Source organism: Pandoraea terrigena, from assembly GCF_902459705.1.
GTDB lineage: Bacteria > Pseudomonadota > Gammaproteobacteria > Burkholderiales > Burkholderiaceae > Pandoraea > Pandoraea terrigena.
On the sequence record NZ_CABPRU010000010.1, the window covers coordinates 145,358 to 167,742 of the forward strand.

Annotated in this window: 21 protein-coding genes and 1 pseudogene; 9 read left to right on the plus strand and 13 right to left on the minus strand. The window is 63.4% G+C overall.

The window, feature by feature from the left end; translation table 11 throughout:
• Positions 1-11 precede the first annotated feature (11 nt).
• Together PTE31013_RS18695 and PTE31013_RS18700 are read right to left on the minus strand one after the other, a co-directional pair.
• On the minus strand, positions 12-917 hold the full coding sequence (locus PTE31013_RS18695; protein ID WP_246174703.1) for a phosphoribosylaminoimidazolesuccinocarboxamide synthase: 906 nt from the start codon (positions 915-917) through the stop codon (positions 12-14).
• Positions 918-1,061: 144 nt separating this feature from the next.
• Positions 1,062-2,642 (minus strand): hypothetical protein, encoded by a 1,581-nt coding sequence (locus PTE31013_RS18700; RefSeq protein ID WP_150614266.1) that lies wholly within the window; start codon positions 2,640-2,642, stop codon positions 1,062-1,064.
• 233 nt (positions 2,643-2,875) lie between these two features.
• On the opposite strand from PTE31013_RS18700, the gene PTE31013_RS24865 reads away from it, so the two are divergent.
• Positions 2,876-3,019, plus strand: coding sequence for a hypothetical protein (locus PTE31013_RS24865; protein ID WP_174978629.1), 144 nt, complete (start codon positions 2,876-2,878; stop codon positions 3,017-3,019).
• A gap of 101 nt (positions 3,020-3,120) precedes the next feature.
• Here PTE31013_RS24865 and fba read toward each other — a convergent pair whose 3' ends face one another.
• The 5 genes from fba to PTE31013_RS18725 all read right to left on the minus strand — a co-directional run bounded on the left by fba (position 3,121) and on the right by PTE31013_RS18725 (position 8,398).
• Positions 3,121-4,185: a class II fructose-bisphosphate aldolase gene (gene fba / locus PTE31013_RS18705; RefSeq protein ID WP_150614267.1), complete on the minus strand. Its 1,065-nt coding sequence runs from the start codon at positions 4,183-4,185 to the stop codon at positions 3,121-3,123.
• Between the two features lie 134 nt (positions 4,186-4,319).
• Positions 4,320-5,753 carry a pyruvate kinase gene (gene pyk / locus PTE31013_RS18710; RefSeq protein WP_150614268.1) on the minus strand — a complete coding sequence of 478 codons (1,434 nt, stop codon included), beginning with the start codon at positions 5,751-5,753 and terminating at the stop codon, positions 4,320-4,322.
• A 232-nt stretch (positions 5,754-5,985) separates the two neighbouring features.
• Positions 5,986-7,191 (minus strand): phosphoglycerate kinase, encoded by a 1,206-nt coding sequence (locus PTE31013_RS18715; RefSeq protein ID WP_150614269.1) that lies wholly within the window; start codon positions 7,189-7,191, stop codon positions 5,986-5,988.
• 86 nt (positions 7,192-7,277) lie between these two features.
• Positions 7,278-7,601: an AzlD domain-containing protein gene (locus PTE31013_RS18720; protein ID WP_150614270.1), complete on the minus strand. Its 324-nt coding sequence runs from the start codon at positions 7,599-7,601 to the stop codon at positions 7,278-7,280.
• The gene (locus PTE31013_RS18725) at positions 7,598-8,398 is read right to left on the minus strand and encodes an AzlC family ABC transporter permease (RefSeq protein ID WP_150614271.1); all 801 of its coding nucleotides are present in this window, start codon (positions 8,396-8,398) and stop codon (positions 7,598-7,600) included. Before PTE31013_RS18725 ends, PTE31013_RS18720 begins: the two co-directional genes overlap by 4 nt.
• Positions 8,399-8,853: 455 nt before the next feature.
• Between PTE31013_RS18725 and PTE31013_RS18730 the strand changes: the two genes are divergently transcribed.
• The 5 genes from PTE31013_RS18730 to PTE31013_RS18750 all read left to right on the plus strand — a co-directional run bounded on the left by PTE31013_RS18730 (position 8,854) and on the right by PTE31013_RS18750 (position 12,427).
• The gene (locus PTE31013_RS18730; protein ID WP_010808463.1) at positions 8,854-9,051 is read left to right on the plus strand and encodes a zinc-finger domain-containing protein; all 198 of its coding nucleotides are present in this window, start codon (positions 8,854-8,856) and stop codon (positions 9,049-9,051) included.
• A gap of 111 nt (positions 9,052-9,162) precedes the next feature.
• Entirely contained in the window at positions 9,163-10,188 is a 1,026-nt protein-coding gene (waaF, locus tag PTE31013_RS18735) for a lipopolysaccharide heptosyltransferase II (RefSeq protein WP_150614272.1), read from the plus strand.
• A 60-nt stretch (positions 10,189-10,248) separates the two neighbouring features.
• Positions 10,249-10,704 carry a nuclear transport factor 2 family protein gene (locus PTE31013_RS18740; RefSeq protein WP_017231603.1) on the plus strand — a complete coding sequence of 152 codons (456 nt, stop codon included), beginning with the start codon at positions 10,249-10,251 and terminating at the stop codon, positions 10,702-10,704.
• 16 nt (positions 10,705-10,720) lie between these two features.
• Positions 10,721-11,752, plus strand: a complete 1,032-nt coding sequence (locus PTE31013_RS18745; protein ID WP_150614273.1) for a hydrolase — start codon at positions 10,721-10,723, stop codon at positions 11,750-11,752.
• A gap of 9 nt (positions 11,753-11,761) precedes the next feature.
• Positions 11,762-12,427 carry a DUF2946 family protein gene (locus tag PTE31013_RS18750; protein WP_150614274.1) on the plus strand — a complete coding sequence of 222 codons (666 nt, stop codon included), beginning with the start codon at positions 11,762-11,764 and terminating at the stop codon, positions 12,425-12,427.
• 12 nt (positions 12,428-12,439) lie between these two features.
• On the opposite strand, the gene PTE31013_RS18755 is transcribed toward PTE31013_RS18750, so the two are convergent.
• From PTE31013_RS18755 to PTE31013_RS18765, 3 genes are all read right to left on the minus strand, one after another.
• Positions 12,440-13,663 carry an MFS transporter gene (locus PTE31013_RS18755; RefSeq protein ID WP_150614275.1) on the minus strand — a complete coding sequence of 408 codons (1,224 nt, stop codon included), beginning with the start codon at positions 13,661-13,663 and terminating at the stop codon, positions 12,440-12,442.
• Between the two features lie 129 nt (positions 13,664-13,792).
• On the minus strand, positions 13,793-14,155 hold the full coding sequence (locus PTE31013_RS18760; RefSeq protein ID WP_017231607.1) for a hypothetical protein: 363 nt from the start codon (positions 14,153-14,155) through the stop codon (positions 13,793-13,795).
• Positions 14,156-14,476: 321 nt separating this feature from the next.
• Positions 14,477-16,060 (minus strand): M48 family metalloprotease, encoded by a 1,584-nt coding sequence (locus tag PTE31013_RS18765; protein WP_246174706.1) that lies wholly within the window; start codon positions 16,058-16,060, stop codon positions 14,477-14,479.
• 317 nt (positions 16,061-16,377) lie between these two features.
• Between PTE31013_RS18765 and moaC the strand changes: the two genes are divergently transcribed.
• Entirely contained in the window at positions 16,378-16,857 is a 480-nt protein-coding gene (gene moaC, locus PTE31013_RS18770) for a cyclic pyranopterin monophosphate synthase MoaC (RefSeq protein ID WP_150614276.1), read from the plus strand.
• Here the strand turns inward: moaC and PTE31013_RS18775 are convergent.
• Positions 16,793-18,049 carry an MFS transporter gene (locus tag PTE31013_RS18775; protein WP_150614277.1) on the minus strand — a complete coding sequence of 419 codons (1,257 nt, stop codon included), beginning with the start codon at positions 18,047-18,049 and terminating at the stop codon, positions 16,793-16,795. The genes moaC and PTE31013_RS18775 overlap by 65 nt on opposite strands.
• Positions 18,050-18,152: 103 nt before the next feature.
• On the opposite strand from PTE31013_RS18775, the gene PTE31013_RS18780 reads away from it, so the two are divergent.
• Entirely contained in the window at positions 18,153-19,112 is a 960-nt protein-coding gene (locus tag PTE31013_RS18780; protein ID WP_150614278.1) for a LysR substrate-binding domain-containing protein, read from the plus strand.
• 142 nt (positions 19,113-19,254) lie between these two features.
• Here PTE31013_RS18780 and groL read toward each other — a convergent pair whose 3' ends face one another.
• Both groL and groES read right to left on the minus strand, forming a co-directional pair.
• The gene (groL, locus tag PTE31013_RS18785; protein ID WP_150614279.1) at positions 19,255-20,901 is read right to left on the minus strand and encodes a chaperonin GroEL; all 1,647 of its coding nucleotides are present in this window, start codon (positions 20,899-20,901) and stop codon (positions 19,255-19,257) included.
• A gap of 48 nt (positions 20,902-20,949) precedes the next feature.
• Positions 20,950-21,240 carry a co-chaperone GroES gene (groES, locus tag PTE31013_RS18790; protein WP_017231613.1) on the minus strand — a complete coding sequence of 97 codons (291 nt, stop codon included), beginning with the start codon at positions 21,238-21,240 and terminating at the stop codon, positions 20,950-20,952.
• A 567-nt stretch (positions 21,241-21,807) separates the two neighbouring features.
• Here groES and PTE31013_RS18795 point away from each other — a divergent pair.
• Positions 21,808-22,266: pseudogene (locus PTE31013_RS18795) on the plus strand (transposase); the annotation flags it as partial.
• Positions 22,267-22,385: the final 119 nt, after the last annotated feature.

Sequence of the window (22,385 nt, forward strand, 5' to 3'; positions counted from 1 at the left end):
CGACGTCCCGCTCAGGCCAGTGGCTGGCCGGTCAGGCGCTCGAGCGCCTCGCGGTACTTGGCGGCCGTTTTCTCGACCACGTCGTGCGGCAGCTTCGGGGCGGGCGGCGTCTTGCCCCACGGCTGCGTCTCGAGCCAGTCGCGCACGAATTGCTTGTCGAACGACGGCGGGTTGCTGCCCACGACGTACGAATCGGCAGGCCAGAAACGCGACGAATCGGCCGTCAGTGCTTCGTCCATCAGGTGCAGCTTGCCATCGTCGTCCAAACCGAATTCGAACTTCGTGTCGGCGATGATGATGCCGCGCGTGGCCGCATAGGCCGCCGCTTCCTTGTACAGACGGATCGAGATCTCGCGAATTTGCTCTGCCAGTTCGCGGCCGATACGGCTCACCATCTCGTCGAAGCTGATGTTCTCGTCGTGCTCGCCCAGTTCGGCCTTGGCCGCCGGGGTGAAGATCGGCTCGGGCAGTTGCTGCGCGTTTTGCAGGCCGGCGGGAAGCGTCACGCCGCACACGGCGCCCGTCGCCTGGTAGTCTTTCCAGCCGCTGCCAGCCAGGTAGCCGCGCACCACCGCTTCCACGAGGATCGGCTTGAGGCGCTTGACGACCACCGCGCGACCGGCAACCTGGGCCGCTTCGTCGCTCGAGACGACCGTCTCGGGCGCCACGCCCGTCAGGTGATTCGGCACCACATGCGCGAGCTTGTCGAACCAGAAGTTGGCCATCTGGTTGAGCACGCGGCCCTTGCCCGGAATCGGCTCGCCCATGATCACGTCGAACGCCGAGAGGCGGTCCGTCGTCACGATCAGCAGCTTGTCGTCGCCAACGGCGTAGTTGTCGCGCACTTTGCCGCGCGAGAGCAGCGGCAGGCTCTTGAGGGAGGATTCGTACAGGGCGTTCGGAGCGGGGGTAGTCACGGCAGGACCCGATATCAGGAAGGGCAAAGGCGTAATTATACGCGCGTCGGGCAGCGTTTCACGAAGATGTGGGCCCGGCAGGTCGCCGGGCTCCTTGACTGCCCCTTGGCTGCCCGCTCCCGACGTCCCCCGGCGCGTCCCGGCTTACAGAAGCGGGTGAAGGAACCGCGGTTCCAGCCGCGCTTTTTCCGTCTCGTGGACCAGCAAGGCAACCACCGGGGCCCGCGAGATCGGGTTCGTCAAATGGCCATCCTGCCCCAGGCATGCCCGATACCAGCCCGCTACCGACGCCGCGTCGTAATACTTGTTGTCGCACATCAGCCCGTAATCGTCGAAAGACACCAGGCGTAGGGCGTCCGGACTGTCCGGGTCGATATCGTCCTGCGAAATGCGGTCGATGTGGCCGTCGACATAGACGGGACTCAGAAACCGCACGCCGCTCAGGACATTGATTTCGTCGCGCAGCCAGAGCAATGCCGTGCCGGCCGGCAAGCCCCCCGAGGCCAGCAGCGGGGCGACACGCGAGAAGTTCGCTTCCAGAACATCGGCCGCATGGCGACGGCCGGCATCGGTCTGCCAATCGATGCCGGCACCGCGAGCGGCGGCCAGTTCCGGCAGCCGCTGCCTGAGCAGATGCACCTTGCGCTCCCAACGCGGCTCCCCCCGCCCTGGGCTGCGAAGCATGTCGAGCAACCGGGCAAACTCGGCCATCAGATCGAAGCTGCGAGAGGCAACGCAGATATGATGGTCGCTAGCCTCCGACCGCTGCGCGACGACTTGCGTCGCCAGATCGTTTCGCAGGCGCGCGTCGCCGCACCGGAGTTGCAGCGCGGCGCTGGCCGCCACGGCACTCGGACGCGCGATGCCGCGCTCCGAGCACACGAGCGCGATCTTGCCCGGGTTCTCGCGCATGAACTTCGCCACGCCCCGGCCGGCGCGCCATAGCACCTCCCCGGGGATCTGGGCGTCGAATCGCTCCATGCCCGCGAACTCCATGAACTGCACGTGCGACAGGCCGCCATCGAGCCCGACCGGCGACGCCAACGCCTGTGGCGCGGCGGAACCGCGTGTGCCTCGCGCGCCATGCATCACGCTCAGAATGTATCCGTCAATCGGGCGCTCCCGGTAGCCCGATGCATCCGTGATGCCGACGGCGGCCTCACGGACGTGCATGGTCCCCGGCTCGACGCAGAAGATCGCACCGATCTGAGGATGCGCCTTGAGCATCCGGGTGAGCACCGGCACCTCGGCCGGCGTGGCGGTGGGGCCCACGATGAATGGGTGCCCGCCCAGTTCGATCCGTCCGAAGCGGGTACATTGGTCGCCCACGCGGATGAGCGTCGACGTATTCACGCCGTACGCCTCGACCCAAGCGTTTGCCGACGCCCCGCCCGCCCAGTCAGGCGTCGGATCCTCCACCCCCCAAAGCGCAATCGGCGCGGGCGTATCGATCGTCGAACCGGTTGGTGCGCGCCAGTCGTCAGCCATGGACCGCATCGACGCCGTGCGCGCCGCCGGTCCCGCGACCGGCGCATGGGCGGCGGCATCGGCGGCATTGGTGGTATCGGCGCCGCCCGGCGGCACGCGCGCGTGTGGTGCCCGGTTGGCGACGGAGGTCATCGTGCGCGCCATGGGCGAGCGCCGCGATGGCACGTGGGACGTCTCTTCGGAACTGGACAGCCCCAAGCACCAGGCAACGGTCTTGGGAAGGCGATTCAATGGCATCGGCAACTCCGGGTGGCCCATCATGGATTGGCATGGGCGGGTTTGCGGGAGGCACCGGAGACTGCCACGTGACGTCGCGCAGGACTTCAGGAATCGGCGGATTGCTGTCGTTTTGCACCGCCGCCGTGCCGGGGCGTTCCTCGCCTTCCTCCCTGCCGGAGGCTGCCTGGCATCGAAACGTCCGCCCGAACCAAGGGGCGCGTAAACTTTCCCGCCGGCCTATGAACGAACCGATGACGCAGATCGTCGATGGCGTGGCGATGCTCATCGCGGCGATCCGCTCGGCGCCGGGCGGCAAATTCCCGTTGCAGATACCCAAAGAAAAGGCCCGGCTTCTGTTCCAGCGAGTGCTGGCCAAAGCCGGGCCTGTGACCTGAGCGTCGTGCGCAGCGGACGGGCTTGCCCCATCAGCGCCACACCACCCCGGCCGGGCAGCATGGTCTGCGGGACACGCCCGGCATGACCATGCTGCGTGCGATTACTTCACGATCTGCGAGAGATCACCGCTCTTGTACTTCTCGGCCATCTTCTCGAGCGCGACCGGCTTGATCTTGCCGGCCTGGCCTTCGCAACCGAACGACAGGTAGCGCGCCTTGCAAACCAGCTTGGCGGCTTCGCGGGCAGGCTTGAGGTAGTCGCGCGGGTCGAACTTGCTCGGGTTTTCGAACAGATAGCGACGGATCGCGCCGGTCATGGCCAGACGGATGTCGGTATCGATGTTGATCTTGCGCACGCCGTGCTTGATGCCTTCGACGATCTCTTCCACCGGCACGCCGTACGTTTCCTTCATGTCGCCACCAAATTCACGGATCTCGGCGAGCAGTTCCTGCGGCACCGACGACGAACCGTGCATCACGAGGTGGGTATTCGGAATACGGCGGTGGATTTCCTTGATGCGGTCGATGGCGAGAATGTCGCCCGTCGGCTTGCGGCTGAACTTGTAAGCGCCGTGCGAGGTGCCGATGGCGATGGCCAGCGCGTCGCATTGCGTCTGGTGCACGAAGTCGGCGGCCTGATCCGGGTCGGTCAGCAATTGCTCGCGGGTCATCGTGCCGTCGGCGCCGTGGCCGTCTTCCTTGTCGCCCTTCATCGTCTCGAGCGAACCCAGCACGCCCAGCTCGGCTTCCACCGTCACGCCGATGTAGTGCGAGAACTCGACCACCTTCTTCGACACTTCGACGTTGTACTCATAGCTGGCAACCGACTTGCCGTCGGCTTCGAGCGAGCCGTCCATCATCACGCTCGAGAAGCCGCTCTTGATGGCGGCCATACACACGGCTGGCGACTGGCCGTGATCCTGGTGCATCACCACCGGGACGTGCGGATACGCTTCCACCGCCGCCGAGATCAGGTGGCGCAGGAACGCCTCACCAGCGTACTTGCGGGCACCGGCCGAGGCCTGCATGATGACCGGCGCGCCGACTTCGTCGGCGGCGGCCATGATGGCGGAAACCTGCTCCAGGTTGTTGACGTTGAAGGCCGGCAGACCGTAGCCGTTTTCGGCGGCATGGTCGAGCAGCTGTCGCATAGAGACTAGGGGCATGATGTTCTCCTTGGAATCACAAAACTAAGCAAATCTTTCCTCGATCCAGAGGCGCCCCCGATGACGACGGCTCGCGGGCGACGCGGCGTGCACTTGGACGCGCACGCCTCGCCGCACTCGCGCGGCCCGCTTCGTCATGCCTGGCCCACCTGGACGATTTTCAACGTATTGGTACCACCGGGTTGTCCCATCGGCTCACCCACGGTCAGCACGATCGTGTCGCCGCGCTTGACCACCCCGCGCGAGAGCAGCAGTTGCTCCGCCTGCTTGAGCGCGTGATCGCGCTCAAGCGTGGAGTCGGCACGCATCGCGTAGACGTTGCGGTACAGGGCCATCTTGCGGTGGCTGCCGAGCTGCGAGGTCAGCGCAAAAATCGGCACATGGATCTTGTGGCGGGACAGCCACAACGCGGTCGCGCCCGATTCGGTCAGCGCCACGATGGCTTTCGCGCCAAGATGATACGCGGTAAACAAGGCGCCGGCCGCAATCGATTGGTCGATGCGCGTAAAAGTCTGGTCGAGCCAGTCACGATCGAGTTCGACCATCTCCGAGCGCTCGGCTTCGACACAGATCGCCGCCATCGTCTCGATCGTCTCGACCGGGTACTTGCCCGCGGCGCTCTCGGCCGAGAGCATCACGGCATCGGTGCCATCGAGCACGGCGTTGGCGACGTCCGACACTTCGGCACGGGTCGGCACCGGGTTGTGGATCATCGACTCCATCATCTGCGTGGCCGTGATGGTGGTCTTGTTCATCTCGCGCGCAAGCTTGATCATGCGCTTTTGCAACCCTGGCACCGCGGCGTTGCCCACTTCGATGGCCAGATCGCCCCGGGCGACCATGATGCAGTCCGACGCCGCCAGAATCTCTTCGAGCGCCGGAATGGCTTCCGCACGCTCGATCTTGGCGATCATCAGCGGCTTGATCCCGTACGGTTCGCCCGCCACGTTGGCCAGACGGCGCGCCATTTCCATGTCGGTGGCGTTCTTCGGGAAGGAGACCGCGACGTAATCGGCGCCCAGCGCCATCGCGGTCTTGATGTCTTCCATGTCCTTGGCCGTGAGCGCCGGCGCCGTCAGCCCGCCGCCCTGGCGGTTGATGCCCTTGTTGTTCGACAGATCGCCGCCGACCTTCACGGTCGTATGAATCTCGCTGCCGAGCACGCGATCGACGATCAGCACGATCAGGCCGTCGTTGAGCAGCAGCACGTCGCCCGTACGCACGTCGCGCGGCAGTTCCTTGTAGTCCAGCCCAACGCGCTCGTCGTTACCGACTTCGCAGTCGGCGTCGAGGATGAACTTCGCCCCCGCCACGAGCGCGGCCTTGCCGTTCTCGAACTTGCCGACGCGAATCTTCGGGCCCTGGAGGTCGGCCATGATGGCCACTTCGCGGCCCGCCGTCTTGGCGGCCGCGCGCACCATCTCGGCGCGCTCGATGTGGTCCTGCGCCTTGCCGTGCGAGAAATTCAGGCGAACGACGTCGACGCCGGCGGCGATCATGCGCGAGAGCACTTCCGGCGTGCTCGATGCCGGACCGATGGTGGCGACGATCTTGGTGGAGCGGTTCATTACATCCATCTCTTCATCCTCTTTGGGTATCAGCGCATTCGACATGACGGGCGCAAAGAGATTTGTAGCGCATTTAGGCCGCGATAGGTTAACCAAAAAGTTCGTATTGTCCGTACGAAATCGTTTGATTCGATCTTAGATGTTCGCAATAAGGCGATCAAAACCACCTCATTCGCGCCCATCCCCGATCACCAAACCGGCCTGCGAGCCCCACTCCACCTGGCGTTAGCGATCAGTTGACCTCGCCGGCGCGCTGTTGCAGTACGTCCACGGCCGGCAGCGTCTTGCCTTCGAGGAATTCGAGGAAAGCGCCGCCACCGGTCGAGATATAACTGATCTGGTCGGCAATGCCGTACTTGGCGATGGCGGCGAGCGTGTCGCCCCCCCCCGCGATCGAGAAGCCCTTGGCGGCGGCAATGGCACGCGCCAGCGTCTCGGTGCCGTGACCGAACTGGTCGAATTCGAACACGCCGACCGGGCCGTTCCACACGATCGTGCCCGCGCCCGCCAGTTGCTCGGCCAGCTTGGCGGCCGTTTGCGGGCCGATGTCGAGAATCATGTCGTCGGCGGCCACGTCGCTGGCGGCCTTCACCGTCGCCTCGGCCGTCGCGCTGAACTCCTTGGCGCACACGACGTCCGTCGGAATCGGCACCGAGGCGCCACGGGCGGCCATCGCGTCGATGATTGCGCGGGCCTGGCCGACCAGATCGGCTTCGGCAAGCGACTTGCCGATCGGCAGGCCGGCAGCCAGCATGAACGTGTTGGCGATGCCGCCGCCCACGATCAGGTGATCGACCTTGTCGGCGAGCGACTGCAGGATGGTGAGCTTGGTGGAGACCTTGGAGCCGGCAACAATGGCCACCAGCGGACGGGCCGGGGCGTTCAGTGCCTTGCCGAGCGCTTCGAGTTCGGCGGCGAGCAGCGGGCCGGCGCAGGCGACCGGCGCATACTTGGCGATGCCGTGCGTCGTGGCTTCGGCGCGGTGGGCTGTGCCAAACGCGTCGTTCACATACACATCGCACAGCGCGGCCATCTTCTGCGCCAGTTCGTCGTTGTCCTTCTTCTCGCCCTTGTTGACGCGGCAGTTCTCCAGCAGCACGACCGTGCCCGGCGCCACATCGAAGCCGCCGTCGACCCAGTTGGCGATCAGCTTCACCTCGCGGCCCAGCAGTTCGGACAGGCGTTGCGCGACCGGCGCGAGCGAGTCGGCGGGCTTGAATTCGCCTTCCGTCGGACGCCCCAGGTGCGACGTGACCATCACGGCGGCACCGGCGTCGAGCGCCATCTGAATGGCCGGCACCGAGGCGCGGATACGCGTGTCTTCCGTGATGCGACCCGCATCGTCTTGCGGCACGTTCATATCGGCGCGGATGAAGACTCGCTTGCCTGCCAGGCGGCCCTGGGCGATCAAATCGGAAAGACGTACGACGGAAGCCATGAGAATCCGGAATAAATGGTGGGAAAAACCGACATTTTAACTGATCCGACCGTCCGGATGCCCATTTTGGCGGGCGAAGGTTCCGCCTACAGAAACAGGCGGCCGACTGTGTAGACCGCCATGCCGACGACAATCATCTCGATCATGTTGCGTCGCCAGACGAACCAGCCGGTGGCAGCCACGGCGGCGGCCAGCCTGGGGTTGTGCAGATGCAGCGAGAACTGGTGATCGAGCAGCAGCACCTCGGGCACCACGATCACGGCGAGGGCCGCCGCCGGGGCGTAGCGCAGGGCGCGCTGCAGGCGCTGCGGCAGCGTCACGCGGTCCCCCGCGAGCAGGAAGAACGTGCGCGTGATGATCGTGATGACCGTCATCGCCACGAAGGCAAACCAGGTTTCGAAGGCGCTCATGAGCCACGCTCCCCGGAATTGCGCGTCTGGGCGCCGTCACGCGGGGGGCCGTCGTGCGAGGCCGTCGGCGAGTTGGCAAGTGCGAGCCGCCTTGCGTGACGCGCGGTGAGTTCGTCGCAAACCATGCCGGCCGCAAGCGCGCCGACCACCCCGAGCACGAGATTGAGCCGGTAGGGCAAATCGAAGGCGAGCAGGCCGACGACCGACGCGAGGGTGACCGCCAGCATCGTCGAACGGCTGGTGATCGTGTGGACCATCATGGGAATGAGGGCGAGTGTGCCCGCGAAGGCGAGGCCCCAGCTATCCGGCACGAGCGCACCAAGCATGATGCCGAGAATCGACGACACCTGCCAGACCGCCCAGTTGCTGAGCGCGATGCCGTAATAGGTGCCCTCCTTGCCGGGAACGTAGCCGCTCGCGAATTTCTGGTTCATGAACATCACGAAGCCGAGATCGCCGTTCACGTACCCGAGCACGATGCGTCGCGGTAGCGACAAATAAGAGAAATGCGGCTGGAGCGCGGCGCTGAAGATCACGAAGCGCAGGTTGACGATGCCGACCGTGAGCAGAATCGTCCACAACGGCATTCCGGCGGCGAAGAGCGGCAACGACGCTAATTGGGCCGACCCGGCGTAGAGCATCAGGCTCATGCCGATGGCTTGTGGCACTGTCAGGATCGATTTGCCCATGGCGACCCCGGTCACGAGTCCCCACGAGAAGATGGCAGGCAAGAGCGGCGAAATAATGCGGAAACCGGCCCTGAACCCGTCACGTTCAGCGGCTGGCAGACGAAGCATTGGCATGGTCGGCTGGGGGGCGAGCACCGAGGCGTTCGGCGCAGTGTCTGGCATTGCGGGGCAAAGCGGTCCCGACGGCGCCCGGCACGCCCTCGATGACCGCTGGCGGTCATGACGCCCGCCAGGGTTGCCGGAATGTCTCCTGAATATCGTCATCATTGGCGGCGAACGTCAGGCCATTATAGCCAGGGTAAATAGTTACTTACTACGTGGAAAGCGCGTATCCGAGCGTTTTTACAGACGCAACCTGCGCGGTGTCGCGTACGCGCCACGCGGGGGCATCGAGCATGACGAGATGGGAGGCGTGGCAAGGCCGCAGGCACGGCGAGCCGTCCGCAAAGGGCTGCGGCTGCTTTACAATAGCGTCTTTCGGCGAGCGTGCGGGCGGCGGTTTCGTCCCTTGCACCGGCCATGCAATCCCCAACATCCCGAATACCTATCACGGTCCGAACCCCATGAGCGAAGTCAAACAAATGCCGGTTGTCGAAGTCGGCGCCGAAGATCTGCCGGTCCATTGCCCGAATCCGAAGATGGAGGCCTGGAGCGCCCATCCGCGCGTGTTCATCGATGTGACCCACGGCGAAGCCGCTTGCCCGTACTGCGGCACGCGTTATCGCGTGAAGGCCGGCGTGGTGCTCAAGGGTCACCACTGAGCCGCCTGCCGTTGCCCCGACCGGCCGGGCGCAGCCCGCTGCTGTTGAGATGCGCCCCCCGGTTGCCTGTCCGTTTCATCGCAACGCTTAACGTTTAGAGTCTCCGCCACGATGCATAAAGCCTTGGTGATCGCCCCCAACTGGATTGGGGACGCGCTGATGGCGCAGCCGTTGTTCACCCTGCTCAAGCGCCTGCATCCGCGTCTGACCATCGACGCGATCGCGCCGAGCTGGGTCGCCCCGGTTCTGGAACGCATGCCGGAGATTTCGCGCGTCGTCGCCACCGACCTCGCGCACGGCAAGTTGCAGCCGCTGGAGCGCTACCGGCTCGCGAGCGTGCTCGCCGACGAGGGTTACGATGCCGCCTATGTGCTGCCGAACTCCCTGAAATCGTCGCTGATTCCGTGGCTGGCGCGCATTCCGTTGCGCATCGGCTACAAGGGCGAGCAGCGCTACGGCCTGCTCAACGTGCGTCACGCCAATCCGCGCAAGGACGAGCGAGCGCCGATGGTACGGCACTACGCCGCGCTCGCGTTCGCGCCCGGGGCCAAGTTGCCCGAGACGCTGCCGACGCCGCGCATCGACGCCGACCTGAACGAGTCGGCGCGTGTCTTCGCGCGCTTCGGGCTAGATCTGCGCGTACCGCTCGTGGTGTTCTGCCCGGGGGCCGAATTCGGACCGGCCAAGCGCTGGCCACCGGGCCACTTTGGGCAGCTTGCCCAGTTGGTTCGCCGCTCGTTCCCGTATGCGCAGATCATCGCGCTCGGCTCGGGCAAGGATGGCGCGCTGGCGCAGCAAATCGCCGCCGACGCCCCGTTCGTGCGCAACCTGTGCGGGCAGACGTCGCTGGCCGAGGCGTGCGCGCTCCTGGCACGCGCCAATGCGGTGGTGAGCAACGACTCGGGGCTGATGCATGTGACGGCAGCGTTGCGTCGCCCGCAGATCGCCCTGTTCGGTTCGTCCGATCCGCGCCACACGCCGCCGCTGTCCGACCAGGCGCACATCCTGTGGCTACAATTGGAGTGCAGTCCGTGTTTTGCCCGCGAGTGTCCCCTGGGCCACACACGCTGCCTCAATGAGCTGATGCCCGAGCACGTGTTCGCGAATTTGCGCAACATCCTGCTCACGCAGCGCTGATCCGGCCCATGGCAGTGCTGACTTCAGCCCGATTCCGGTAACACTCAACGGTACATCCCCATGCCACGTTTTGTCCGTCTGTTCGATGCCGCCAGTGAAACCATCACGGCCTTTTATGACGCACTGCGCCGTGGGCAGACGGATCGCGCCATGTCGCTGTGGGCAAACGAGGATTTCGTCAGCTACATTCGCGCCGATGGCACCCGCTGGGACGGTCTGGAGCAGATCCGCAACGGTCTGGTCGCCCAGTTCACGCAGAGCGTGGTGCTCATCGATTCGCTGGACACGACCGAGTACGACACCGTGGGCACCGTCGTGCACACGGCGACCGAAGCGATGCGCGTCGGCAAGGAAGACGCAGGCCAGACGACGGCCCAGCTCATCCACACGACTTACGTGCTGGTGCACGAGCAGGGCGACTGGCGCTTCGCCCATATCCACTCCAGCCCGTTGCCGCCGCATGCCGTCGAGCAGTTCAGCCTGATGATGCATGCCCGTCCGGACGGACTGCACTGACCATTACGGTACGACCATGACGGCGCGCCCCGCGACGTTTCTCCCCCCGGATTACCGGCCGCCGCGGTGGCTGCCCGACGGGCATAGCCAGACGATCTACCCGGCACTGCTGGGTCGTCGCCCGCACGTGGAATTCCGGCGCGAGACGTGGGACACGCCCGACGGCGACTTCGTCGATGTCGACTGGCTGGTCGCACCGCCCGCGGCGCAGAAAGCGCCGCCCGCGCCGGAAGCGCTTGTGGAGACGCCGCTCGTCGTCCTGTTTCATGGATTGGAAGGTGGGTCCGGCAGCCATTACGCCCGCACCCTGATGCGCGAAGTCGAAGCGCAGGGATGGCGCGGCGTGATCCCCCACTTCCGCAGTTGCAGCGGCCGCATGAACCGCGCGCCGCGCTTCTATCACTCCGGCGACAGCACCGAGGTCGACTGGATGCTCCGACGACTGCGGGCGAACACGTCCGGCCCGATTTTTGCGGCGGGCGTGTCGCTGGGCGGCAATGTGCTGCTGCGCTGGCTCGGCGAGCGCGAGGGGCACGCCGCGCAGGTAGTGAGCGCCGCGTGCGCGATTTCGGCGCCGCTCGATTTGCGGGCGGGTGGACTGGCGCTCTCGCACGGGTTCAACATGGTGTACACGCGCAATTTCCTGGGCACGCTCAAGAAGAAGGCGCTCGCCAAGCTCGACCAATACCCCGGGCTTTACGATCGCGACCGGATGATGGCCGCGCGCGATCTCGGCGAGTTCGATCATGTGGTCACGGCGCCGTTGCACGGCTATCACAGCGCGTTCGACTACTATACGCGTGCGTCGAGCAAGCCGATTCTGCCGGCCATCGAAGTGCCTACGCTGGTCATCAATGCCCGCAACGACCCGTTCCAGCCGGCGCATGTCTTGCCGGGTGACGACGATGTCGGGCAACACGTGCGGCTCCTGCAACCGGCGCACGGTGGGCACGTCGGCTTCATGAGCGGGCCGTTTCCGGGCGGCATGACGTGGATGCCGCACACGGTCATCGACTATTTCCGTCAATTTTTGCCGAATCCGGCCTGAGGGTGCCACATGGATGAGATCGTTCAACAAGCGATGGCCAAGTGGCCCAACGTCCCGCATTGCTACGGCTGGCTCGCCCTCGACCGGCGCGGTCAGTGGCGCATGCGCGACGAAGCGGCGCAGGCAGCGGGCACGGCCGGCGATCCGATTCGTCACGAGGCGCTGCTGGCGTTCATCGCACGCAATTACGCTAGCGACGACGCCGGGCAGTGGTACTTTCAGAACGGGCCGCAACGCGTGTACGTCGCGCTCGCGTATGCACCGTTCGTGGTACGGCTGACGTGGGATGCGGCGGCGAACGACGGTCGCGGCGCGCCGGTGTTGACGGATCAACTGGGCCGCGCGTTCGTGCCGCAGGCATGCCTGCTCGACGAGGATGGCAATGTCGCGTTCGTGGGCGCGGCGTCCGGTGGCGAGGGGGGAGGGACATCGACGCCGAGCGCGCCGCTCGCGTTGCTGCACGATCACGACATCGACCTGCTCACGCAGGTATCCGATCTGACGCAGGCGTTCGAGATTGCGCAGACGTCGGACGATACCGCTGACGCCAAGGGCGCCGTGCGACTGCATTGGCGCAACGGCGACTCGCTGCCGTTCGCGACGGTCCATGCGGGTACCCTGCCGCAGACGTATGGGTTCGAGCGGGACCCGCAGGCCGACAATCAATCCGCCTGAGTCGTTGCGCCATTACGCCGCGACATCACGTCGCACTGACTCGGCCTCACCAAATACCTCGGGATATCGGTTCGTATAGAAGCGCTCGACGCCATCGCCGACGTCGTTCTCGCCAAGCAAAATCCACGGCTCACGCGCGAGACACGACGCCAATCCGGCGATGCAGACCAGCCCGCCGTACAACCACCATCCCCCACTCATGTTGCCCAAAGCGTTCGCGGCACCGTAAAGTGTGAATGACAGCATGCTCGCCATCTGTCCCGCCAGCAGCGTTGCGCTCGCGACTCTAACCCGCACGGAAGATGGCATCGCAATCACCCGCCGATCGATGCCGTTCATGGACAGACACGCACCGAACACGCCAGCCGACATCAAGCACCCACCCAGTGCGGCAACGGAATCGACAGCCGTTGCCACGGCAAGACTAGCGCCCAGCGCCGCCCAAATCGCAATGTAACCCAGCCTGTGTTGCAGTGCGCCGAAGAGGATAGGGTGAAAAACAACAACCCCTGCAATCGATCCGACGACGAATGCGGCAATCAACCAACCGACCTGCGCGTCCGGTAGTGTCGCGTGTTGAACGAGTTGAGGAATCAGCATCGGAACGATCCCTGCCGTCGCGATAACCAGCAACATGTCGCAGAGCGTGAAGAAGCGTTCCGCCGGCAACCGGATTTTCAGTGTAAATCCAGCAAACGCACGACGAAACCATGTTCTCGCGGGGGCAGGTGCTGACGTCCCGATCCCGGACATCGAAGGCAGTACTGGAAGTCGTGACAGCAGGGGCAGTAAAGCGCCCCCGAACAATGCAACACACCACAAAGCGTATTGGTGAGTGCTGAGTAGTAAGGCGGCGCCGGCGAACAACGGCCCGATAATACGACCGAGATTGACCGTAACCCGCTTCAGGCGGAACGCGGATAACACACGCGCTTTCTCGACAAGCTCCGCCGGGTAGATGCTAAGTAGCGGTTGTAAGACGGCGAAGGCGGCGACCGCCACCATGTCATTCACTATCCAAAAAGTGACGCTATGCGTTGCACTTGCAATCACCAGCCGCGACACGCCGCATAGCACGATGATCACACATGCCCAGCGCAGGACCTTACTGCGGGACAACCCCTCAGTCCATGAAGCCGCCACCGGCAGCGCGATGAAGGCACTTGTGGCGAGCGCTATCTCGTACGCTACGACGCCCGCGGTGCCGAAGCGGCCGAGCAATACGATGGGAACCATTGCGTTCCACATGCCTAGGTAGGCCGCAAGGAAAAAATCCAACGACAGGTAAACGCGGAATGGGGACACGGTGCGAGGTCAAAGAGCAACCACGACCGAACGTCGGCCGTGGCAGCCACTAGGCGAATGTTAGCGGGCGGCTACGAAATGCTCGACATTGGCGTCGACCCAATCGACACCAAATTGCTTCAGCAATCGCGTATGCATGTTGTTTAAATAGACATCCCGATGCTCGGAAAAATACTTGGCATCAAACCAGCGCACACCAAAGTACAAGGTATTCCCCCGAATTCCGACTGGATTTTGCCAATCGTATTGGACGTCCTCCTCTGGCCGCAAGCTCAGCCGAAGATCAGACTTACGAATCTCTTCGACACATTGGCGCAGGTTATCGCGGTCGCCAAACTTGATTCGGCATTTCGTTAAAGCAACAATCGGCTTGTTAATGGGTCGCTCGTTGTCTATCACGACTTCGTACTGGCAATTCTCCATACTTCACCGCATTCAGTGAATATTGGTCGAAAAGTTCGCAGCGAAATCACACTGCGAAGCGAGCACGGTACCGTGTCGCCATACTCGCCAATCGAAGTGTTGTATGCAATGGGAGTGCGTCAGAAACCCAAATGGGAAAACTCCGATGTTCCAATTTCTCCGTGATCTTTTGGGATCGACACTCGAAAAATAGCGAAAACCCCAAGATATTCACGCTTCGCCAGTTTCACATGGCGGGCGCTTTCCGATAGATTAAAAGCAACGGCGCAACTCGCACGCGAATAAGTGTACGCAACTTCGCAGCACGCGCCGCTTATCCGCTTATCCGGCCAGTTTGCCGAAGTCCTTCTCGTCTTCCTTGTCGTCCTTGTAGCGGCGCTGGAACTCGTGAAGTCGCGCGTCGATGACCGACATCTCGTAAAAGCTGGCGTCGCCGGCCTCGCGCGCGAGCTTCAACTGGCTGACGGCCGCCATCCATTGCCCTTGCAGCGCATATTGTTCCGCCAATGCTGCGTGCTGACGCGTCCGCTTGCCGGCCGCGGCCCATGCCCCTGCCAGCGCCCGCCACCAGATGGGCTCGCTTCGATAGCGCTCGACCTGCGCTTGAAGGAATTTCGTCGCGTCGGGAATCCGCTGGCTGGCGACCAAGGCGTCGGCATAAGCCATATCGGCGGCCTGCGAAAGTGGGAACGCGGCACGCGCCTGCGCGGCGACGCGCAAGGCTTCGTCCGGCTGGCCCGACAAGCGCGCGATATCCGACGCCAGCACAGCCAGACTCGGCGTGCCCGGCCCCGTGCCACCGAAGGCCGCGCGCGACTTCTCCAGCGCCTCGCGCGCCGGCACCCAGCGACGCTGCTTGAACTCGGCCAGCGCCACCGCGTACCATGCCGCCGCCACATTCGATGTGGTCTGCGCGCGGATCGCAGTGCGTTGCGCGTCGGCGATCGCCGCGTAATCGCTCGCGGACTTCTGCTGCAAGACGAGCGAGCGCGCCCGCACAAACGCATATTCGGGCGACTGTACAGGCTGACGATAAGCGGCAGTGCGCGAGCGATTGAGCATGTCTGCGATGCGATCCGTCGTCAGCGGGTGAGTCCGGACATACTCCGGCACACCGGCTTCGTTGATCGAATCAGCCCGTTGCAGACGCTCGAAGAAGGTCGGCATCGCGTACGTGTCGAAGCCTGCCGCCTGGAGCAACTGGAAGCCGACGCGATCGGCCTCACGTTCCGCATCGCGCGAAAAACGCAGTTGCCGATCGACGGCAAGGCCTTGCCCGCCCATCGCGATTCCCATGCCGAGATCCGGGCTACGCGCCCCGATCCCGGCGAGCAGGCCGAGCAGCATGCCGCCGAGGGCGATCCACGAGTTCTGCGACTGTTGGCCGAGCATGCGCGCGATGTGATGTTGCAGAACGTGCCCCGTCTCGTGTCCGATCACAGAAGCGAGTTCCGACTCGGTGCGCGTCGCGACGATCAATCCCGTGTTGATGCCGATGAAGCCCCCCGGCAGCGAGAAGGCGTTGATGTCCGAATCACGCACCACGAAGAATTCGAAACTCTGACTGGCGTCGAGTCCCACTGTGCGCGCGGCCGCCACGAGCTTGCCACCCAGGGCATTGACGTAATCGGACAGCAGCAGATCCGACAGGTAATCGGGATCGGCGCGAATCTCTCGCATCACGCGCTCGCCGAGCTTGCGCTCCATCGCCGGCGACAGGTCCGCGGCAGAACTCTGGCCGAGGGACGGGAGCGACTGCGCGGCCGCCTGGGTGGGGATGACGACGGCGGCGAACGTCATTGCCGTCATTACGGGCAGCATGGCCAACGCCATGAAACGCCGCCACCGGGCGACGTGGCGCTCGGGGTGAGGCGGCTGGGACGACGGCTTCGGCATGGAGGTCATGCGCATCATGCGCCAGATGGGCGCCCTGGACCGGGCAACGAGAACGCGCGACACATGGGAATCAGGCCGGAGATGCCGATGGCGGCGCGAAACGAACATAACGAGCGGAACGAACGCGTCATGGAAATGGGCGCCGCTTGGCGCTGATCATTCAGGGCTGCTGCTATGATAGCAGCCAGACGCAGACGTTCCGCAGCATCGCCAATACGTCGTCAATACAGGCAAAACTCATCCGAAACGGCGCTATCCTTTCGCACGCAAAAGGCGCTCGCGAACCGTCTCCCGACACTATCGCAACCTCTTCTCAGCATCGACTCATGGCAGAACTCACCCATTTCGACACCGCCGGTCAGGCCCACATGGTTGATGTCGGCGGCAAGGACAGCACGCATCGTATCGCCGTGGCGCGCGGCACCATTCAGATGAAGCCGGAAACGCTGGCGCTGATTCGCACCGGCACGGCCAAGAAAGGTGACGTGCTGGGTATCGCTCGCATTGCGGCGATTCAAGGCGCCAAGCGCACCGCCGATCTGATTCCGCTATGCCATCCGCTGGCGCTCACGCGTGTGACGGTCGAGTTTCTGGTGGATGAGGGCGCGAGCGCCGTCCACTGCCGCGCGCAGGTCGAAACCATCGGCCGCACGGGGGTGGAGATGGAAGCGCTGACGGCGGTTCAAATCGGCCTGCTGACCATCTATGACATGTGCAAGGCGGTGGATCGAGGCATGACCATCACCGATGTGAAGGTGATGGAGAAGCATGGGGGGAAGTCGGGGGATTGGGTGGCGCAGGACTGAAGCTACGCTGGCGTTGCGGCCAGAAGTACCACACCGCCCCGAGCGCCTGCAGCGCGATCAGAATCGTCCAGGCGGAAAAATGTGCTTGCGCGCTGTGCGCCGCGTAAGCGCCGAGCACGGCCCCGACGCCCACCTGACACAAGAAGATCAGCAGGAAGATAACGAGCGTGAGCGACGTGTTCACGCGCCCGATCAGCGTGCCGTGGAAATGCTCCGCCAACACCGCATAAGACAGGATGCCCGTGCCGCCGAAGATACCGTAGGCCGCCCAAAGCCAGACCGGCGGAATCGGTGCGCGCAGCATCAGCAGTAACTGCACCACGACGAACAACAACATCCCACTGCCGGAAAAGGCAAACACGCTCACGCCGCGGCGTTCGAGCGAGCGCGCGGCCGCACCGAATACCACACTCCCGGCCATCATCGCGAGCCCCACGACCGAAACCAGCGAGGCCGCCTGCGACGCTGACAACCCTTCAACGTCGCGCATGAACGGCGCCATCCACAACGATTGCATCGCGTAGAACACGCCCTGCGTAATACCGGAGAGTGACGTCACTTTCCAGAACATTCCGCTTCCCAGTACTTGGCGAACGCCCCTGAGCGCCTCGGACAAACCACCTTGCGCGTGCGAGCCCGGCTTCTCGGGGGCACCGAACCACAGCGCGACCGACATGAAGACGGTCAATGCCGCCAGCCCGAACGACACGATGCGCCAGTCAGTCAGCCCCAGCAGCCAGTTGAGCGGCGTGCCAACCACCACCCCACCGATGCCGCCCACGGCCATCACCAGGCCGTTGAGCAAGGGCAGACGCGCCACCGGAAACCACTGGGCCAACGCCTTGAACGCGCTGCCCAGACACACCGACACACCGACACCGATCAACAAGCGTCCCGCCATCAAAGCGCCGACGCCGTGCGCCAGTCCGAACAGGACGGCACCGGCCGCCGCGAGCAGCAGCACCAGCGACGCCACCCGACGCGGGCCGAATTTGTCGAGCAGCACGCCCGCCGGCAATTGGGCACCGGCGAAGCCGAGGAAATAGAGACTCGTCAACAATCCGAGGTCGGCCGACGAGAGGCCGAGGTCGCCTGTCATATACGGCGCAAACCCAATATTCACGCCGCGATACACGTAGGAGACGAAGTACCCGCAGGCGAACAACACGAAGATGCGAAGTGCCTTCGACATGAAGCCATACCCTGATCATTTGCTTGGGTATCGATTGTCGACGGAACCCCCTCACGAAGCCAACGAAACCTTTGCGTCCGTATTGTGAGTAAAATTTGACATCATGTTCCCTCACCTCCCTCCCCTACAATCGCTGCGGGCGCTTGAAGCCGCAGCCCGCCACCGTAGCTTCACGCGGGCGGCCGACGAATTGAATTTGACGCACAGTGCGGTGAGTCATCACATGCGCTCGCTCGAACAGCAGCTCGGCACGACGCTGTTTCGCCGCGTGGGGGCGCGGATGATCCCGACCAGTGTCGGGGCGCGTTTGGCCGAGCGAGTGCGTATCGGGATGTCGGAACTCGACGAGGCGATGACCGAAGCCCGGGCCGGCACGGCATCGAGCGGGTCGCCCGCGATCGTGCGCCTGGAAATCAGCGTCATGACCGATCTGGCGGCACAATGGCTGATTCCTCGGCTGGGCCGCTTTGGCGAGCGGCAATCCAATATCGATCTGGTGGTACGAATTCACGCGGATATCGCCGCGCCCGATCCCTATTCGGTCGATGTCGGCATCTGGCATCAACGGGTGGAAGCGACGGGATTCGTGACACGCAAGCTGCTCGACGACTACGTGATCGCCGTGTGCCACCCCGATGTGATCGCGCGCGTGCCCGGGTTCACCGTGGCCGATACGCCCAAACTGCCGATGCTGCGCTTCGCTTATCGATCCTGGCGCGACTGGCAGGTCGCCGCCGGCCTGACGCCGCACGAGCCGACGCGCGGGCCGATTTTCGACGATTCCGGGTTGCTCCTGCGTGCGGCGATGGCCGGACAAGGGGTTGCCACCACACGCAGCTTGCTCGTGCGCGATGCGCTCGCGTCCGGCGAACTGGTGCAGATTGGTGATGTCCGCATTGCGCCGAGCCTCGAATATCACGTGAGCTGGCGGGAGAATCATCCGCGCGAGCATGCGATTCACGCCTTCTGGCAGTGGATGCAGGATGAGATCGCGGCCATGACACCGCTTGCCGCATCCCAGACGCCACATCGCGACGCCGGCACACCAAACGCCCAGGCATAAAAAAACGGCAACGAATTCCGAAGAACTCGTTGCCGTTTCCGGTACGGGCTTGCGCCGCCGAATCGAAGATTCCGTGGCGAAGCCCGACGACCGGGCAGGTGGGGTGCCTTGCGGCACCCCGTCATGCCGTCTCTTGCGAGACTTACATGCCCATGCCCATGCCGCCCATACCACCCATGTCACCCATGCCGCCGGCCATCGGTGCATCTTCCTTCGGCAGTTCGGCAACGGCGCAGTCGGTCGTGAGCAGCAGGCCCGACACCGAAGCGGCGTTTTGCAGTGCGGTGCGGGTGACCTTCGTCGGGTCCACAACGCCCATTTCCACCAGGTCGCCGTACTCGCCGCTCGAAGCGTTGTAGCCGTAGTTGCCCTTGCCGGCAATCACGTTGGCCACAACGACGCTGGCTTCTTCGCCGCCGTTGGCGACGATCTGGCGCAGCGGCTCTTCCATGGCGCGCAGGACGATCTTGATACCGGCGTCCTGGTCAGGATTGGCGCCCTTGATGTCGGCGACGGCCACGCGAGCGCGCAGCAGCGCAACACCACCGCCCGGGACGATGCCTTCTTCCACGGCAGCGCGGGTAGCGTGCAGCGCGTCTTCGACGCGTGCCTTCTTTTCCTTCATTTCGACTTCGGTCGCGGCACCGACCTTGATCACTGCAACACCGCCGGCCAGCTTGGCCACGCGCTCTTGCAGCTTTTCACGGTCATAGTCGCTCGTGGCTTCTTCGATCTGGGCACGGATTTGCTTGACGCGCGCTTCGATGTTCACGCCTTCGCCGGCACCATCGATGATGATGGTGTTTTCCTTGCCGATTTCGATGCGCTTGGCTTGGCCCAGTTCGTTGAGCGTAGCCTTTTCCAGCGTCAGGCCGATTTCTTCGGCGATGACCTGGCCGCCCGTCAGGATGGCGATGTCTTCGAGCATGGCCTTGCGGCGGTCGCCGAAGCCCGGGGCCTTGACGGCGCAGGTCTTCAGGATGCCACGGATGTTGTTGACCACCAGCGTTGCCAGGGCTTCGCCCTCGACGTCTTCGGCGATGATCAGCAGCGGACGGCCAGCCTTGGCGACTTGCTCGAGCACCGGCAGCAGGTCACGGATGTTCGAGACCTTCTTGTCGAACAGCAGGACGAACGGGTTCTCCAGGATCGCGACTTGCTTTTCCGGGGTGTTGATGAAGTACGGCGAGAGGTAGCCGCGGTCGAATTGCATGCCTTCGACGACGTCCAGCTCGTCTTGCAGCGACTTGCCGTCTTCGACGGTGATCACGCCTTCCTTGCCGACCTTGTCCATCGCCTTGGCGATGTAGTCACCGATCGAGGTGTCGCTGTTGGCCGAGATCGAGCCGACTTGCGCGATTTCCTTGTTCGTCGTGCAGGGCTTGCTGATCTTGCGCAGTTCTTCGATGGCGGCGGTAACGGCCTTGTCGATGCCGCGCTTCAGGTCCATCGGGTTCATGCCCGAGGCCACGTACTTCATGCCTTCGCGCACGATCGACTGGGCCAGCACCGTGGCGGTGGTGGTACCGTCACCGGCGTTGTCGCTGGTCTTGGAAGCCACTTCCTTGACCATTTGCGCGCCCATGTTCTGGAGCTTGTCCTTGAGTTCGATTTCCTTGGCGACCGACACACCGTCCTTGGTCACGGTCGGGCCGCCGAAGCTGCGCTCGAGCACGACATTGCGACCCTTCGGGCCCAGGGTCACCTTGACGGCGTTGGCGAGAATGTTGACGCCCTCGACCATCTTGGAACGAGCGGCATCGCCGAAAACGACTTCTTTAGCTGCCATTGCATTAACTCCTTGAATACTTTACGTAGATGTCTGGGGGAGACAGTCTTAGGCGGCCACGACGGCCATGATGTCTTCTTCACGCATGACCAACAGTTCCTGGCCATCGACCTTCACGCTTTGGCCGGCGTACTTGCCGAACAGAACGCGGTCGCCCACCTTCACATCGAGTGCGATCGACTTACCTTGATCGTCTTTCTTGCCCGGGCCGACTGCCAGGATCTCGCCCTGATCCGGCTTTTCAGCAGCGGCTTCAGGGATCACGATGCCCGATGCGGTCTTCGTTTCGTTGTCCAGGCGCTTGACAATAACGCGGTCATGCAAGGGACGAAGGTTCATTACAAGCTCCTCATTCTCTCTGTGAGATCGACAAAACCTAAATATGCAAACGTTTGCATATTTGGTGAATTCATGGCGTTAGCACTCTGCGCCAACGAGTGCTAATTATAGGGACGAGGGTTGACGATTTCAAGACACGGGGTTTTCCCGGGGGGAAATCGATGTCGAGATTCACTGAATTTTGAACTTTGTTCACTCAACTTTGAACTCGCCAGATCGACAGCCGATACAAACCTTATGAAATCAATGACATACGGGACAACCGTAGCTCTCCCCCTTAATGGGCGCACACGTTTGCCACGGTCGAAGTGACGAACAGGTACGAGATTTGAGCAGTGAATCGCGATGGGCATGTGGCCATGCCCCATACAAAACCTTGCGTCAGGTGGGCTTTTGCTCGCTCTCTTGAACGATGGCAAGTCATGCAGAAACAGCGAAATGCGCGTTCATACGCATCGAATTGAGCTGCCATGCGTGCCCGGCCCACCGGTACGCGTACGAGACGTACCCGAGTGAAAACTTGCGCGAGGCCGCAGATGAGCAGCCAAAAGCAAGAAAAGTTCGAAGAGTCTAATTTCACTGGTGATCGACTGCCATACGCGCGAACTGCTTGGCTGGCGCTTGTCGCGGAGTGGCAAAGCCTGCACGGCCGTCAGCGCACTGGAACACGCCCTGATCGCTCGCTTCGGCACGCTTGGTCGCGTGCCCGCTCCGTTCTTGCTGCGCTCAGACAACGGCTTGGTGTTTACCTCGCGAAGCTACACGACGCTGGTACGCCGCTACGGATTGCGCCAAGAGTTCATCACACCGCATTGCCCGCAACAGAACGGTATGGTTGAGCGCGTCATCCGTACGTTGAAAGAGCAATGCGTGCATCGGCAACGCTTCGAGACGATTCAGCATGCCGCCCGCGTGATCGGTGACTGGATACGTTTCTACAACCACCGGCGCCCACACCAGGCGCTCGGGATGAAGACTAATAGGTCATCCCCATCGCCGATGGCTAACTCGTTCAGCGTTCGATAATTATGAATTTCGCGGTAATGAAGTGACGAGGATCTGCATCGCCCTGAGCAACCCAGATACTGAGCCGCAGTTTGCGGCCATTTACGAACAATCGTGTGGGCTGCTGCCGATTCGGTGGA